At 56.9% G+C, this 15,684-nt stretch carries 11 protein-coding genes and 1 pseudogene; 5 read left to right on the top strand and 7 right to left on the bottom strand.

Features of this window, described 5'->3' with window-relative positions; genetic code table 11:
• From ABYV26_RS08535 to ABYV26_RS08525, 3 genes are all read left to right on the top strand, one after another.
• A partial coding sequence (locus ABYV26_RS08535) for a class I tRNA ligase family protein (RefSeq protein WP_372680050.1) occupies positions 1–1,515 on the top strand: 1,515 nt, incomplete at its 5' end.
• Between the two features lie 4 nt (positions 1,516–1,519).
• Positions 1,520–2,350, top strand: coding sequence for a carboxylating nicotinate-nucleotide diphosphorylase (gene nadC / locus ABYV26_RS08530; RefSeq protein ID WP_372680048.1), 831 nt, complete (start codon positions 1,520–1,522; stop codon positions 2,348–2,350).
• A gap of 242 nt (positions 2,351–2,592) precedes the next feature.
• Positions 2,593–3,567, top strand: a complete 975-nt coding sequence (locus ABYV26_RS08525) for a rhomboid family intramembrane serine protease (protein ID WP_372680046.1) — start codon at positions 2,593–2,595, stop codon at positions 3,565–3,567.
• Positions 3,568–3,586: 19 nt separating this feature from the next.
• Here the strand turns inward: ABYV26_RS08525 and ABYV26_RS08520 are convergent, their stop codons facing one another.
• Together ABYV26_RS08520 and ABYV26_RS08515 are read right to left on the bottom strand one after the other, a co-directional pair.
• Positions 3,587–5,920 (bottom strand): ATP-binding protein, encoded by a 2,334-nt coding sequence (locus tag ABYV26_RS08520; RefSeq protein WP_372680044.1) that lies wholly within the window; start codon positions 5,918–5,920, stop codon positions 3,587–3,589.
• Between the two features lie 70 nt (positions 5,921–5,990).
• The gene (locus ABYV26_RS08515) at positions 5,991–6,587 is read right to left on the bottom strand and encodes a PAS domain-containing protein (protein WP_372680042.1); all 597 of its coding nucleotides are present in this window, start codon (positions 6,585–6,587) and stop codon (positions 5,991–5,993) included.
• Positions 6,588–6,960: 373 nt separating this feature from the next.
• Here ABYV26_RS08515 and ABYV26_RS08510 point away from each other — a divergent pair, with 373 nt between their 5' ends.
• Positions 6,961–10,128 carry a PAS domain S-box protein gene (locus ABYV26_RS08510; RefSeq protein WP_372680040.1) on the top strand — a complete coding sequence of 1,056 codons (3,168 nt, stop codon included), beginning with the start codon at positions 6,961–6,963 and terminating at the stop codon, positions 10,126–10,128.
• A 94-nt stretch (positions 10,129–10,222) separates the two neighbouring features.
• On the opposite strand, the gene ABYV26_RS08505 is transcribed toward ABYV26_RS08510, so the two are convergent.
• From ABYV26_RS08505 to ABYV26_RS08485, 5 genes are all read right to left on the bottom strand, one after another.
• Positions 10,223–10,981 carry an SDR family oxidoreductase gene (locus ABYV26_RS08505; protein WP_372680038.1) on the bottom strand — a complete coding sequence of 253 codons (759 nt, stop codon included), beginning with the start codon at positions 10,979–10,981 and terminating at the stop codon, positions 10,223–10,225.
• Between the two features lie 11 nt (positions 10,982–10,992).
• Positions 10,993–12,060 carry a phosphotransferase family protein gene (locus tag ABYV26_RS08500; protein WP_372680036.1) on the bottom strand — a complete coding sequence of 356 codons (1,068 nt, stop codon included), beginning with the start codon at positions 12,058–12,060 and terminating at the stop codon, positions 10,993–10,995.
• A gap of 1 nt (position 12,061) precedes the next feature.
• Positions 12,062–12,760 carry a TetR/AcrR family transcriptional regulator gene (locus ABYV26_RS08495; protein ID WP_372680034.1) on the bottom strand — a complete coding sequence of 233 codons (699 nt, stop codon included), beginning with the start codon at positions 12,758–12,760 and terminating at the stop codon, positions 12,062–12,064.
• 175 nt (positions 12,761–12,935) lie between these two features.
• Complete coding sequence (locus ABYV26_RS08490) at positions 12,936–14,165, bottom strand: acyl-CoA dehydrogenase family protein (protein WP_372680033.1); 1,230 nt, start codon at positions 14,163–14,165, stop codon at positions 12,936–12,938.
• A gap of 74 nt (positions 14,166–14,239) precedes the next feature.
• Positions 14,240–14,950 carry a histidine phosphatase family protein gene (locus tag ABYV26_RS08485; RefSeq protein WP_372680031.1) on the bottom strand — a complete coding sequence of 237 codons (711 nt, stop codon included), beginning with the start codon at positions 14,948–14,950 and terminating at the stop codon, positions 14,240–14,242.
• Positions 14,951–15,251: 301 nt separating this feature from the next.
• On the opposite strand from ABYV26_RS08485, the pseudogene ABYV26_RS08480 reads away from it, so the two are divergent.
• Positions 15,252–15,684, top strand: a pseudogene (locus tag ABYV26_RS08480) (hypothetical protein); the annotation flags it as partial.

Below are 15,684 nucleotides of genomic sequence, written 5' to 3'. Positions count from 1 at the left end.
GGCAGGACGCGCATTATCCCCGAATCGTGGACCAAGACCTACTACGATTGGATGGTTAATATCCGCGACTGGTGCATTTCCCGACAGATCTGGTGGGGCCACCAAATTCCGGCCTGGACCTGCCAGAGTTGCCGCAGGCTGATCGTTGCCATGGAGGCACCCGATGTATGCCCGGACTGCAGTTCGATCGACCTGGTCCAGGAAACCGACGTGCTGGACACCTGGTTCAGTTCGGCCCTGTGGCCTTTTTCCACCATGGGGTGGCCGGATCAGACCCAACTGCTCAAGGCCTACTACCCCACATCGGTGCTGGTCACCGGGTTCGACATCCTCTTTTTCTGGGTGGCCCGCATGATGATGATGGGCATCCATTTCATGAAAGAGGTCCCCTTTCATGATGTCTACGTACACGCCCTGGTGCGAGACGAGGAAGGCAAGAAAATGAGCAAATCCAAGGGCAACGTCATTGACCCGCTCAACGTCATCGACCAATACGGAACCGACGCCTTCCGCTTCACCCTGGCCGCATTTGCCGCCCAGGGACGGGATGTAAAGATGAGCGAAAAAAGGGTCGAAGGTTACCGCCACTTCATCAACAAGCTCTGGAACGCCGCACGGTTTTCCCTCATGCACCTGGAGAAGGGATACGATGCCATCGATGAGAAACACATCTCCCTGCAGGACCGCTGGATCCTTTCCAGACTGAGTCGGGTGGCACGGCAGACCGAGGAAGCCCTGGATGGCTACAAGTTCAACGAAGCCGCCGGCGCCGTTTACCAGTTTGTCTGGCATGAACTGTGCGACTGGTATATAGAGGCCATCAAACCAACCTTATATGACAAGGCCGGCAACGAGGAAAAAGCCGCCACCTTGTCGGTGCTGTGGCATGTGTTCAAGGAAGCCCTGATCCTGATGCACCCCTTTGCCCCCTTCGTCACCGAGGAGATTTGGCACTCGCTGCCCGGCACCGACGGCTCGATCATGCAGGCGATCTGGCCGGACCATGTTCAGCCCGGCGACGATCCGGCGGCCGAAGCGCAAATGGAAACGGTCGTGGCCGTCATCACCGGCATCCGCAACGTGCGCGGTGAAATGAACATTTCTCCTTCCACCGCCCTGTCCGCAGCCGTCCACGCCGAGAACTCAGAAACTGGCGCGGTGGTGGAGAGCAACCGAGACCTGATCATGAACCTGGCACGCCTGAACACCATCAGCGTTGAGGCTGCCATGAAACGTCCCAAAGCGGCGGCAACGGTCCTGGTCAACGGGGCAACGGTATATGTGCTGCTGGAAGGCATCATCGATTTTGCCCAGGAGCAGACGCGCCTGGAAAAGGAAATCGGCAAGCTATCCAAAGAATTGTCCGGTATGAACAAAAAACTGGGCAACGAGGACTTCCTCAAAAAGGCGCCCGCCGATGTGGTGGACGGTGTCCGCGAAAAGCACGCCGCCCTGCTGGAAAAACAGCACGCCCTGGAGGCAACCTTGGAGCGAGTCAAGGATATGATGGATTAAGAACATGCACACCACTGACGAGTTGATCCAACTGGCCTTGGAAGAAGACATCGGCCCCGGGGACATCACCACCGACAACCTGGTGGGCCCGGATACACGCGGGAAAGGTGCGATCATCGCCAAGCAGGATCTGGTGGTCGCCGGCCTGCAGGTGGCTGAGAAGGTCTTCCAGGCGCTCGATCCGAAAATCGATTTCAACGCTCTTTACGCGGATGGCGACCGAATTCCTGCCGGCAGCACGCTGGTCAGAATCGACGGCACACTGGGCACCCTGTTAAAGGGCGAGCGCACCGCCTTGAACTTCCTTCAGCGGTTGTCCGGCATCGCCACCCAGGCGCGCACCTTTGTCGGGGAGGTCGCCGGAACAGGCGTGAAACTGGTGGATACCCGCAAGACCACCCCGGGCTGGCGGGTGCTGGAAAAATACGCCGTTCGCATGGGAGGCGCCCATAACCATCGCATGGGCCTGTACGACGGCGTACTGATCAAGGACAATCACATCGCCGTGGCCGGTGGCATCATCAATGCGGTAAAAAAAGTCCGGCAGCAGGCCTCCCACCTGGTAAAGGTCGAGGTGGAGGCGGCCACCGTTGAAGAAGTAAAAGAGGCCCTGGCCGCCGGTGCGGACGTCATCATGCTCGACAACATGGATCTGGATCAGATCCGCCATGCCGTTCGTCTGATAGACAAAAAAGCCCTGGTGGAAGCCTCCGGCAACGTCACCCGGGGACGACTGAAGAAGCTGGCCCAAACCGGGGTGGATCTCATCTCCATCGGCGCCCTGACCCACTCGGCCGTGGCCGTGGATCTGAGTATGAGAATTGAAGCGAATTGAGGAATTCGGGATTGGGGAATGATCGCTCTCAAAGTCACAATCCAAAATTCTCACAATCATTTAGCTCATTAACCATCGCTATATACTGGTAGGTGCCGTAAAAAGACCGAGATCAAGGCCTGCGAATCCTGAGAATACAGCTGTCGCGGGTGCCGTAGGCAGCGTATTGACGATTATCCGCAATGACGAAGGATAAGCGTAACGCAGATATTGGGCTTTTTACGGCGCCGGCATGGCAACGTATGATCCCCATTCGCGACACGACACCGATCAAAACCGTCCCGGTGGTCAACAACACCCTCATCGGCATCAATGTGGTGTTTTTTCTGGTGCAATTGGCCCAGGGGCCGGCCCAGGACCATTTCGTCTATCTTTACGGGTTGGTCCCCGCCAAGTTCACCGTCCCCCAGGTGGCGGCCTACTTCTCACTCGGCCAGCGGGTCATCTCCCTGTTCACCTTCATGTTCCTGCACGGCGGATTCTTGCATTTGATCGGAAACATGTGGTCCCTTTACATTTTCGGCGACAATGTCGAAGATCGTCTGGGACCGGCGCGATACATCGTCTTCTACCTACTGTGCGGTCTGGCGTCGGGCATGACCCAGTTGCTCTTCAATGCCCACTCCAACATACCCACCATCGGCGCCAGCGGAGCCATCGCCGGCATCATGGGCGCCTATTTCATCCTCTATCCCCGTTCCCGCATACTGACCCTGATCCCGATCATCTTCATCCCCTGGTTCGTAGAAATCCCGGCTTTCTTCTTTCTGGGAGTCTGGCTGCTCCTGCAGATTTTCAATGCAGCGGGAAGCTCCGGGCAGGCCGGCGGTATCGCTTGGTGGGCGCACATCGGCGGGTTCGTCTTCGGCGTGCTCTTTCTCAAGCTGTTCGACCGGATTCCGGCCACCGGCGTCACCGACCGGCTGCGCCACGCCACCGAAAAGAAGCGGTCCCACCGGTTTCAAGTGGTTAAAACCGCCGGCGGTGAGGAGGAGGCCAACCTTTACGGGACCCTCACCATCACCCAGTACGAAGCCATGGTCGGCGCACGCAAACTGATCACCGTCCCCAGGGGGCTGCAGAATCGCCTGTACCGTGTCGTCGTGCCCCAAGGGATTGCCGACGGCCAGGTACTGCGCTTAAAGAACGTGGGCAAAGCCAAGTCCGACGGCTCCCGGGGCGACATGATGCTCAAGGTCAGGATTCAGCACATTTGACCGCGGATGGCCACCAGGATCAGCCCAACATCTCTTTCACCGGCCGGCCGATCTGTTCGATGGAATAGGGTTTGCACACGTATGCACCCACGCCTATCTGCAGGGCGCTTTCGATACTCCCGGTTTCGGCGAAACCGCTGGCGATGATGGCCTTCTGGTGCGGCCGGATTTTCCGGACCGCCTGAAAAGTCTCCAGGCCGTTCATGCCCGGATCCATGATCATGTCGATCACCATCAAATCTACCGAGTTGTCTTGAACATAGGCCAGCGCTTCTTCGCCGCTGACGACCGCGGTTGGTGTATACCCCAGCTTGCTGAGTATCCCGCAGGCAATTTCGCGCTGATCCTTGACATCGTCCACCACGAGGACCGACTGGCCCCGGCCCTGCAATTCATCCAGGTGCGGCAGGGCGGCCTGTTTGGGCACGACTTGGCGGGAAGCCGGGAAGTAGAGCCTAAAGGTGGTTCCTTCGCCCAACCGACTCTGGACGTCGACAAAGCCCTGGTGATCCTTGACAACCCCCCAGACCACGGCCATACCCAGTCCGGTGCCGCTGCGCCCTAAAACCTTCTTCGTGAAGAAGGGCTCGAAAATCCGCTCTTTGTCCTCGGGTAAGATTCCCAAGCCCGCATCGGTCACCGTGAGTATGACGTACTCGCCCTCGGCGACGTTCTCGAACCCACCCGTGTCCCTGTCGATATATCCGTTCGCGGTCGACAGGACTGCCCGACCCCCTTCCGGCATGGCTTCGAATGCGTTGGAAATCAGGTTCATGATGGATTTTGCCAACTGCGTTGGTGCACCTGAAAGGTTCATCAGGTCGGGTTGGCAGTTGACCTGCAGGACACAGCCGCGGTGATGCTGATTGAGCTTTTCGTGTTCGGGGCTGTCGACATATTCTTGCACGATGGTATTCAGGTTGACAATCTCAGTGGTCACCACCCCCCGTCGAGCCAGGTTGAGCAGATCCTGAACGATGGCGGCCGCCTTGTCACCTGACTTTTTGATCACCGATAGGGGTTCGCGTAGGGGACTGTCGTCGGGCAGGTCCAGCAGCAGCAGTTGCGGGTAGCTCACGACACCCGAAAGGATGTTGTTAAGGTCGTGGGCTACCCCGCCGGCAAGCAATCCCAGGGCTTCCATCTTCTGGGCGCGGTGAAGCTTGGCCTCGGCATCACTGCGCTCCTTTTCCAGGGCCTTCAGCCGGGTGACGTCGGTGGCGATCTGGAGGAACACCCAGCGGCCGTCCACCCATTTGATTGCCCGGTCGTAATTGATGTACCAGCGCAGGGTAATTGGGTTTTCGGTTTCCCAGACGTGCACACCGGTAGGGTTGTCGTCGCCATCCAGCAAGCCTTTCATGGTACAATGTGGGCAGGGCTCCGCTGCACCGCGAAACACATTCCAGCAACGGGAACCGACGGCGTCGCCGCCGAAAAGGTTCTTCATGTGCCGGTTCATGAAAAGGATTTGGTGTGTCTGCATGTCGGCTACGTATATGGTGGCATCGATGCTGTCCAGCACCGTCAGAAATGTCTCATGGGATTCTGTCAACGACTTCTCGGCGGATACGCGTTCCCGAATCTCCTGGCGAAGTTCCTTGTTGATGCGGCTGAGCTCGGCGGTTCTCTCCGCCACCCGCTTTTCCAGATCGTGATGGGCAATGCGCAGTTTCTGCTCGGCCAGCAGCAACCGTTGGGTCTGGCGTTCGAGTTCCTTGTTTTTTTCACGCAGCTCGTCCCGGTTTTTTTTTCGCAGGGCGGCTGTGTACGAGGCGATGTAAGCGATGACAAACAGCAGGGTAACGACGACGGACAAGTATACCAGCCGGGCCGTCCACGTAACGGTGAAGTTGGGGTTGACCCGATGCCAGGGAATCATACCGGATCCTTCCATGAGAACCATCACGGTGTAGACCGTCGCGCAGGCGGCCGCGATCAAAAAGGTTCGCCACCGCTCGGTCATTGCACCCACGTAGGTGATCAGCGCCGCATAGATGGGAGTGAGATACGTGGCTTCGATCCCGCCTAAAAAATATATCACCGCCGTGTATCCCAAGATCTCCAGCAGATTGATGAAAGTCGAAAAATTGGCATGCCGGTGGGGATGCTCGATACGCTTGAGAACCCAGAGGGTCGGCGGGTTGATGGCGATCAGGTAGAGCACGGCCAGGCTCACTCCGATGAAGTGACCGGAGCTGATGACATCGATAGCGTATGCGGCCCAGGCGAACAGCCACATGATCAGGCTGGCACCGGATCGCACCAGGGCACCCTGGAAATGCCTGCGATAGAGACGTGTATAGTACGCTTGAAGCGCGACGCCTGACCTACATGGTGGGTCTGGGATCATGCAGTCCTTTTTCGAACAAGCTTTTCGGCTCAGCACCCGCGCTGTTGCTGAGTATCCGTATTTTCAGTATTTATTGATCTTTTAAAAATTCCGAGTAATGCTGTTTTCTACAATCGGGGCAGACGCCATGACTGAATCGGATCGTGGAGTATTTGGCGAAGTAGTGTTCAACTTCCTGCCAATAGTCATCGTCATCTCTGACTTTACGGCAAAACGAGCAAATCGGTACAATTTTGCGCAGCTCTGTCAATTCGGTAATGTCCTCCAGGGTAAGGATCACATAGCTTCGTCCTGCATGCTGCAACGGCGCACCGCTCACAAGAAAGGTTTTTTCCTGGACCCGGCCATCAGATTGGATTTTCATTTTAGATAAGCGCCGAAACGAAGACTCACCCTTGGCAACGGCCGCCGACGTTTGTCGAAGCACGCATTCTGGGCAAAAATCGGTTGTTCCACATCCACCGGGCCTACTGATCGCATGGATGCAGCCCAGCGTATCTCCGCACAATTCCCTTAGCTTTGCGCTGATATCGTCTCCAAGCAATTTTTTGGAAGCATGGTTCGCGTCGTGGATGGTCAGGCCTTTGTCTACAATAAGAACAGGAATGGGGAAGGCATCCAGAACCCCCCGCAGATATTTTTCATCGACCAACTGATCTATTTCCATGGTTTTCTCTCCAGGGCAGGATTAACACCGATACAGAAAGCGCTCTCTATCATTTCAGTTTTTGAAAAGCGTGCCATTCGCCAACGGTTGACTGACAGACGAATGGTGGGTGGGTCGGATGGCGGCGTGCTTTCATTTAAGCAACTCTTGTTGAACACTGTTCATAAATTTTATCTTTTTTCAAGTCTTGAATTATCCAGGCCCCTTGCCCGGGAATAATGATCCATCCGCTACTTGAGAAGGTGAAAAACCCCCACGCAACGCAAGGTTTTGGCTGGTCTGCTTTCCCGCGCACATTGACATGGCCACAATCATTTTGTATTAATCAATAAGACTTATCCCACCCCAGGTGACCTTACAGGATATATTCGGAATGGAGACGCAGCCCACCCGAGAGGCATTGATCCAGCGCATTGCCGATTTGGAGGCGGAGTTACGTGTTTACCGAAACCGTCTGGAGCTCGCCTCCGCCTGCGATGCCTTCAGTTTGGCAGACATTGACCACGCCGCCGACGGCGTGTGCATATGCCACGCGGTCGACACCTTCCCTTATGTAAAATTTACCTTCTGGAACCGGCGGATGGTCGAATTAACCGGTTACGGCCTTGAAGCAATCAACCGCAAGGGCTGGTACCAGAGCGTCTACCCGGATCCTGACACGCAGGCCAAAGCCATTGCGCGCATGGCGGCCATGCGCGACGGGGTCCACCTGGAAGCAGAAACGTGGGAGATTACCCGCGCCGATGGAACCACATGCAGCCTGCGGATTTCCACGTCCGTGCTGGATCATGGTGACGGAAAACCGCATGTCTTGGCCATCATGCATGACGTCACCCAGTTGATACGTGACGAAGAGGCGCTCAAACGCGAAGTGGTCGATGCCGACCACGCCTTGAGGACCATCGATGAAAAATATCGCAATCTTTTCGAAAATGCCGGCGACGCCATTTTCATTCATGATCTGGACGGTACCATCATCGACGCCAATCAAAAAGCGTTGGCCTTGTTTGGATACGGCAAACCGGAGCTGTTATCCATCAAGATACCGCTGCTGCACCCGCCAGAAGCACAAGAACAATCAAAATCGGCTTTCGAGGTTATTCTCCGGGACGGGCACGTCAGGTTCGAAATAGATTTCATCAATAAAAATGGCGACGTCATTCCCACCGAAGTGACCTCAAGTATTTTTGATATCAATGGCAAGAAAGTGATCCAGGGTATCGTCCGGGATATCCGCGAACGAAAACTGGCTGAGCAGGCCCGTCGGGAAACCTTTGCCATCATCGAGAAGAGTCCCGTGGTTGCCTTCCTGTGGCGCAACGAGACGGAATGGCCGGTAGAATTCGTCACGCGGAACGTCGGTCGTATTTTCGGGTACGCGGATACCGATTTTTTATCGGGCCGCATCCTTTTCAGTAAGGTGGTTCACCCGGACGACATAAAACGGGTTGCCCGTGAAGTCGCCACCTACAGCCAGGAACCGGGTCGAGCGGGCTTCGTCCATGAACCCTATCGAATTGTAGCGGCGGATGGGTCCGTACGCTGGGTCAACGACCAGACATTCATCCGCCGTGACCCTACCGGTGAAATCACGCATTTTCAGGGAATCTTAGAAGACATTACGACCCGCGTGGTCGCCGAGCAGGCCCTTCGGGAATCCGAGGCCAAGTTTTCACGGGTATTCCAGTTGAATCCAGACACGGTCATCATCACCCGTCTGGCAGATGGGGTGATCCTCGACGTTAACGACAGTTTCAGCAGAGCCACCGGCTATTCGAGGGAGGAGGTTATCGGTCGCGACAGCGTGGCGGAGCTCCGCCTGTGGACGAATCCGAAGGAGCGCCGCCAATACGTTGGCGAGGTTCTTCGAAAAGGGGCTGCCCGCGATATGGAGCTTAATTTTCGAATTAAAAACGGAAGTTTGCGTCTGGGCTCCGTATGCGGTGCGATGATCGAAATAAGCGGTGAACGTTGTATCTTAGGCACCATACGGGACATCACGGAGGAACGCCAGGCAGCCAACCAGTTAGCCGCAGAGAAGGAACGCCTGGCGGTTACCGTTCGCAGCATCGGCGATGCCGTGATCACCACGGATCGTGGAGGTCGAATTACCCTCATGAACCCGATTGCAGAGGATCTGACCGGATGGCGTGAAGCGGATGCGATCGGTCGACCGTTGATGGATGGGTTCCGGATTGTTGACCAGCGGACCGGAGAACCCTGCGCCAACCCGGTGGAGCGCGTGCTCTCCACCGGGCAGATCGTCGGTCGGACCAACCACACCATCCTGGTGGCCAGGGACGGCCGGGAACGTATGATTGCCGACAGCGGCGCACCGATACTGGACCTTCAAGGCGAAATCATCGGCGTGGTGCTGGTATTTCGCGACATTACCGGTCAGCAGCGCATCGAAGAAGAGTTGCTGAAGATGGAGAAGTTGAAATCCCTGGGGGTGCTGGCGGGTGGTATTGCCCATGATTTCAATAATTTTTTAACCGGCATCATCGGCAATCTGTCGATGGCCAAATTGGATGTTCAGCCCGCCCATCCGGTGTCGCGAGCGCTGCACGAAATGGAAAAAGCGGCGGTCCGGGCCAAAGACCTGACCCAACAATTGCTGACCTTTTCCAAGGGGGGTGAACCCGTAAGGCACACCACCAACGTGGGCGACTTGGCTCGTGAATCCGCGCAATTTGTCCTGCGCGGGTCCAACGTCCGCTGCCAGTTCAGTATTGACGAAGGGCTGCTGCCCGCCGATGTCGATGACGGTCAAATCACCCAGGTCGTGCACAACCTCATCATCAATGCCGATCAGGCCATGCCCAACGGCGGCACCGTGTCGATAAAGGGCGCCAATGTGAACTTGCCAGCCGACAACCCATATGCCCTCGAAGCCGGCAATCATATTCAATTGTCCATCCAGGACGAGGGCATCGGCATCCACCCGGAGCACCTAAAAAAAATATTCGACCCGTATTTCACCACCAAGCAAAAAGGCAGCGGGCTGGGCCTGGCCGTGGCCTACAGCATTATCGCCAAACACGATGGCCAATTGACCGTGGATTCAAAATTGGGTCAGGGCGCCACGTTTACCATCCTGCTGCCCGCTTCTGAAGGCGCGCATGAGATCGACAACAGGCAAACCAAGGGGCTGGTAACCGGCCAGGGACGCATACTGGTAATGGATGACGAGGATTTCATCCGGGAGTTGGTTTCGGTCATGCTTCCCAAAATGGGGTACGACGTGGTGTTGGCCCAGGATGGCCAGGCCGCCGTAGATAGGTACAAAGCGGCGCTGTCCGCCGGCGATCCCTTCGATGCAGTCATACTGGACCTGACCGTACCCGGCGGCATGGGCGGAAAAGAGACCGTTCGCCACCTTCGCGCGCTGGACCCTAATGTACGGGCCGTTGTCTCCAGCGGATACTCAAATGACCCGGTGATGGCCAACCACGCCCGTTACGGGTTCTGCGGTGCCGTTAAGAAGCCGTATCTGATTCAGGATTTGAGCCAGCTGCTGAATGCGGTAATCAAGGGATGACGGAACAGGCTCAGATACCGACCGGGCCAATTGCATCCACAAAAAGACATCGGGATGCTTTCACTTGACCCTCCGCTCTGCTGGAAGCCCGCTGCTATGCCAGCAGCCCGCCATCACAAGGAATGCAGGCACCGGTGGTGTAGGATGCCGTATCCGAAACCAGGTAAAGCACCGCACCGGCCATCTCCTTGGGTTCCGCATGGCGCTTCAAGGGAATCTGAGCGACCACCATGTCGTAAATCTCTTTATTCTGCATGAGCACCGAGGAAAATTGGGTGTCCGTGAATCCCGGAAGCAGCGCATTGACGCGGATACCATGGGGTGCAAGCTCCTTGGCGAAGGCCTGGGTCATGGTGATCAGCGCCCCCTTGGTGATCGAATAGACGCCTTGAAACGCCGCCGGCCGGATGCCGTTGACCGACGAGACATTCACTACCGCGCCTTTGCCGGCCGCCTGCATGAGGGGAATCGCCTTTTGGATCATGAAAAAGGGACCTTTCAGGTTCACACCCAGGGTTTTCTCCCACACGTTTTCATCGACCGCGGCCATCTCGCCGAAAAATGGATTGGTGGCGGCATTGTTCACCAGGATGTCCAGCCGTCCGTATTGCTCTCGAATGTTGTCGTAAAGCAAATCGATGCCTTCAAGGCTGCCCATGTTGCAGGCAAAACAGACCGCCTTGCCGCCTTTTTCGCGAATCCCTGCCGCGACGACTTCCAGGCGCTCCAGCTTCCGGCTGACCACAATCAGCTCTGCACCGTGGTATGCCAGCGTCTCTGCAATCGCCCGGCCGATGCCCCGGCTGGCGCCGGTGACCAAGGCGATACGGCCTTTCAAGTCAAACGATGCCATGTCTTCTCCTCTCAGAATTCTCCCGTCTCCATCACCCGCACCGCCGTCTTCTCCAATATCCCCACGGCGAACCCCAGCATACCGAAGCGCTTGTCGGTTGTCTGGCCGTGGTAAAAGCGATAGTAAATCTGCTGGGCGATCACCGCCAACCGGAACAGGCCGAAGCAGTAATACCAGGCAAAATTCTCTATGACCGATCCGGATTTTTTCTCGTACAGCGCGACGATCTGGCGTCGGCTCAGCATTCCGGGGCACAGGGTCGGCAGCGTCCGGATCAGCTTCAGTTCGTCGCTGTCATCCGGCTCGACCCAGTACCCCAGTGAAGCGCCCAGATCCATAATCGGATCGCCGATGGTGGCCATCTCCCAGTCCAGCACACCGATAATCCGGGTGAGATCGGCGGGGTCCAGAATCACGTTGTCGAACTTGTAGTCGTTGTGGACCAGAGCGGGCTTCGCAAAATCCGGCGGCATGCCGGCGCTCAGCCAGGCCATGACCTTCTCGAAATCCGGGACGTCATCGGTGCGCGCGTCGCGGTATCGTTTGGACCAACCGTGGACCTGCCGGGCCACATAACCATCCGGGTTGCCCAGATCCGCCAGGCCGCATCCCCGGTAGTCCAGGCCGTGTAGATCACCCAGCACATCCACCCACCGCCGACACAGCCGACCGGCCTCCGATGCACCGAGAACCAGTGATTCGGGCGGTTCTTTTCTCAGGATCACGCCGCGCATGCGTTCCATCACATAGAAGGGAACGTCCATGACCGCGGGATCCTCGCAGTAGGCCAATGGTTCCGGGACAAATGGGAAGACAGGCTTCAGGGCGCTGAGCAGGCGGTATTCCCGGCCCATGTCATGGGCCGTTTTGGCTTTGCGTCCAAAGGGCGGCCGGCGCAGCACCAGCTCGGTATCACCCATACCGATCAGGTAGGTCAGGTTTGAAAAACCGCTGTGAAACTGGCGGACCGTTGCCGGGCCGACCATGTCGGGCAGATTCGCCATCAGGTAGGTTGAAATCTTCCTGGCATCCAGCGACTCTCCCGGACGAACCGCCCTGGCCTGATCAAGAGACGTCATTTTACACTCCCTTCATGGTTTTACTGGCGCCATAGTCCCTGACCATGGAAATAACAAAATCCGCATAGGCTTCGACCGAAATCTGGCGCCGTTTGTATTTCCAGCGCTTCAGGTACCAATCCTGGAGCAGGGCCTTGATGGCAGCGGCAACCAGCAACGGGTCCTTGATGGCTAAGGCGCCAGCAGCCACCCCGCGTTCCAGAATGCCGGAAAAAATGGCTTCTGTCTGCAGTTCCCCGGCAATGGCCCGTTTGCCTTCTTCGGCATGAAAAAAGCGAGTCTCCATATATGAGAAAAAAAACCAGGGCTGCAGCACTTCGGACAGATAGAGGTGGCTGCGAATGGCCCTATCCAGAGCCTGTCCGGCATCCTTGATGCCGGCAAGCTGATCACCCATCACCCGGGCCACAATGGCCCTGCCCTGCTCCTGGATCAGGGTCAGCAGTTCCTCCTTGTTTTTAAAATAGGCATACAGCCCGCCCATGGACATGCCGCTTTCGGCACACAAGTCCCGCAGGCTCATGGCGTGAAACCCCTTTTGGTTGGCCAGCTTGAGCGTCGCCTTGAAAATTCTCACCAGGTTTTTGACCGCCACCTGTTCCTTTTTGATTTGAATCGAGTGGGATCGGCTCTCGAAAATTTGCCTGCAGATATCCGTGGTCGATACCGCGACCTGTTTTTCAAATGACTTCAGATCCATGGCCGTTTCTCGATAAAGGGGTCATTGATTGCAATATTGATCGCGGCGGGAAGCCGCTCCTACTTTGAATCCGGAACGAAATAGCTGTTAAGATGAAAGGTCGAAGCTCAAAGCCGGAAACCAGGAACTCTGAACCCAGAACCCAGAACCCCGAACCCATAACCCAGAACCATCCTTAACCCGGCAGATTCAAGGCTGCTTTCAAACCGCCCTCCCCATGAGCGCGAAGGATATGCCGAGCCACGGACATCTTGTGAACTTCGTCGGCCCCGTCATAAATTCTGGCCGCCCGTTCATGGCGGAAGAAATAGGCCAGCACAGTGTCGTAAGTCATGCCCAGGCAGCCATGCACCTGGAGCGCCCGATCGACAACCCGCTGGAGAATGTTGGCCACCACAAACTTGATAAAGGATATCTCGTGGCGCGCGGCCTTGGCCCCCTCTTTTTCGATTTTCCAGGCGGCGTGCAGGGTCATCAGGCGGGCAGCCTGGATTTCTGACGCACTTTCAGCTATCCAGGACTTGACGATTTGCTTTGATCCCAGGGTCCTTCCGTCCGGCGACATCTTACGCGTGTTGGCCCTTCGGCACATGAGGTCGAAGGCGCGCTGGGCAATGCCGATCCATCGCATGCAATGGTGGATCCGGCCGGGTCCCAGTCGCTCCTGGGCGATGACGAACCCGTGCCCTTCGGGCCCCAGCAGGTTCGCCCGAGGCACCCGGCAGTTATGGTAGAGAATCTCCGCGTGGGAGGCGTAATCGGTCCCCCGATGCCCCATGACCGGAATGTTGCGCACCAGGTTGAAACCGGGGTTGTCGGTGGGCACCATGATCATGCTGGCCTGCATGTAGGGCGAGGCGTCAGGGTTGGTAACGGCCATGACAATGGCAAAAGCGGCACCATCCGCCGACGTGGTGTACCATTTCTGGCCGTTGATCACGTAATCGTCGCCGTCCTTGACGGCCGTGGTTTCCAGCATGGTCGGATTGGAGCCCGGCATGTCCACCTCGGTCATGGAGAAGCAGCTGCGGATCGTTCCGTCCACCAGGGGTTTCAAATATTTCTCCTGTTGGGATTCGCTGCCATACTTGTGCAGGATTTCGATGTTGCCGGCATCGGGCGCCTGGCAGTTGAACACATAGTGGCCGATGGGCGTGCGTCCCAGCACTTCGGACACCAGGCCGTGCTCGACCAGATCCAGACCCATGCCACCGAGTTCTTTCGGGTGGTTGGGTGCCCACAGCTCCATCTGCTTGACCATCCTGCGCTTTTCCGCCAACACCGGAAGCAGATCCACAAATTCACGATTCAGGAATTCCGGCTCCAGGGGGATCAGTTCCTTGTCGACAAACGCGTTGATCATCTCCAGGATCACCTGCATTTTTTCAGAGATTTGAAAATCCATGTTCGCTGTCCTTTTTCGTCTGAATGTCGATGGTTTTACCCAGCCATCATCCGCTGGAAACCTGTTGCCTGCGCTTATCGATAGGTCACCAATCTGTTTCCGGCCTGCCCCTCCAGGTGACCATATTCGTTGAATGTGTCCAGGCTGATCCGCCCATCGCTGAATTTGAAGCGGGTGATGGAGGCATTGGCCAGCTGCCATGAGAGGGCGATGGTTTTTTCTGCGGCGAGACCCATCACACTGCCGACCGTTGCAGCGATCGGGCCGCCTGAAGTAAAAGCGACGATCCGGCTGCCGCGGTCGCTGTGTGCGATGATCTCGTGAATACCGGCGGTCACGACTGCAGCAAAAGCGGACCATTCGGGCAGACCGTCCACGCGGTCCGAACCGGAGGCCCAGCGGGTCATCACGCGTCCGAATACCTTTTGAAATGCCCGCCGGTCCGACAGCATGGTGCTGACATCCTTGATGAATGCCGGATCCTCTCTTTCGATGAGCGGCACCAGCGCCCGCAGAACGGCTTCGTAATCGTATTCATCCAGGGCGGGGGTGTCGGTCGGAAGCGGCAGGTCAACGCCGGCTTCCAGAAAGCGTTCACGGACTTGACCGAGAGTCTGTTTCTGCCGTTTCAGGGTACCGGACCAACAGGCATCGAAATGGGTGCCGGCGCTGAGAAAAAAATCGCCCAGGACACGGGCCTGGTGCCTCCCCCCTTCCGACAGCGCGTCGTAGTCCGATGCGCCGAAGGAAGCCTGGCCGTGTCGGATCAGATACAAGATGCTCATGGAAATGGTCTCCCGGATACGCCAGGTTTGTGCCTATCCCGAAAGGGTTTTGTTGATCCCATATCTTCGTTATGTTCAAAATAGCATCCTCGGAACCTCAACATCCGCAGGGACGAAGGATAAAGCGCAACGCCGTTCACGGGCTTCTCGGCGAATTTGTCCAATCCGGGGTCTGTATGTCCCTGCTATATGGCGGCGGCCATCCGGTGTCAATAAAAATATAGCGAACGCTCGATTTTTTTATTGCCTTGAACTGCATTTCATGCGTATAGGCTCCCCAGTCAAAAAAGATGGGGAATTCATGGCATTTTCGATTTTGGTTTGCGTCAAAACGGTACCCACTCTCACCTCCGGAAGCCCGCTGGTCTTTGCCGGCCCCTGGGTCGATGAAACGGCCGTCTCCTGGTGCATGAATCATTACGACGCCCACGCCCTGGAAGCGGCCCTGGCCATCAGGGATGCGGCCGACGATGTCACGGTAGACGCCCTGTCGGTGGGACCCGATCGGGTCAGGGACACGATTCGACGAGCCGTTGCCATGGGTGCGGACACGGGAATCCACCTGGTCATGAACAACGTCGGGCGGATAGCCCCGTCGACCGTCGCCCCGTCGATTGCTCACTTTGCCAGGACGAGAAAATACGATCTGATTTTAACCGGCGCCATCTCCGAAGACGACATGCACGGCATCACCGGTCCGATGATCGCCGCTGCGCTCGACTTGCCCTGCGCCG

The sequence above is a fragment of the Desulfosarcina sp. genome, assembly GCF_041551955.1.
GTDB lineage: Bacteria > Desulfobacterota > Desulfobacteria > Desulfobacterales > Desulfosarcinaceae > Desulfosarcina.
This window is presented reverse-complemented; position numbering and strand designations above follow the sequence as displayed.

Excerpts from the sequence above, each read along its gene's own strand:
- ABYV26_RS08510 (WP_372680040.1), top strand. The coding sequence starts at position 6,961 with ATGGAGACGCAGCCCACCCGAGAGGCATTGATCCAGCGCATTGCCGAT.
- ABYV26_RS08515 (WP_372680042.1), bottom strand. The coding sequence starts at position 6,587 with ATGGAAATAGATCAGTTGGTCGATGAAAAATATCTGCGGGGGGTTCTG.
- nadC (WP_372680048.1), top strand. The coding sequence starts at position 1,520 with ATGCACACCACTGACGAGTTGATCCAACTGGCCTTGGAAGAAGACATC.
- ABYV26_RS08505 (WP_372680038.1), bottom strand. The coding sequence starts at position 10,981 with ATGGCATCGTTTGACTTGAAAGGCCGTATCGCCTTGGTCACCGGCGCC.
- ABYV26_RS08495 (WP_372680034.1), bottom strand. The coding sequence starts at position 12,760 with ATGGATCTGAAGTCATTTGAAAAACAGGTCGCGGTATCGACCACGGAT.
- ABYV26_RS08520 (WP_372680044.1), bottom strand. The coding sequence starts at position 5,920 with ATGATCCCAGACCCACCATGTAGGTCAGGCGTCGCGCTTCAAGCGTAC.
- ABYV26_RS08525 (WP_372680046.1), top strand. The coding sequence starts at position 2,593 with ATGATCCCCATTCGCGACACGACACCGATCAAAACCGTCCCGGTGGTC.
- ABYV26_RS08500 (WP_372680036.1), bottom strand. The coding sequence starts at position 12,060 with ATGACGTCTCTTGATCAGGCCAGGGCGGTTCGTCCGGGAGAGTCGCTG.
- ABYV26_RS08485 (WP_372680031.1), bottom strand. The coding sequence starts at position 14,950 with ATGAGCATCTTGTATCTGATCCGACACGGCCAGGCTTCCTTCGGCGCA.
- ABYV26_RS08490 (WP_372680033.1), bottom strand. The coding sequence starts at position 14,165 with ATGGATTTTCAAATCTCTGAAAAAATGCAGGTGATCCTGGAGATGATC.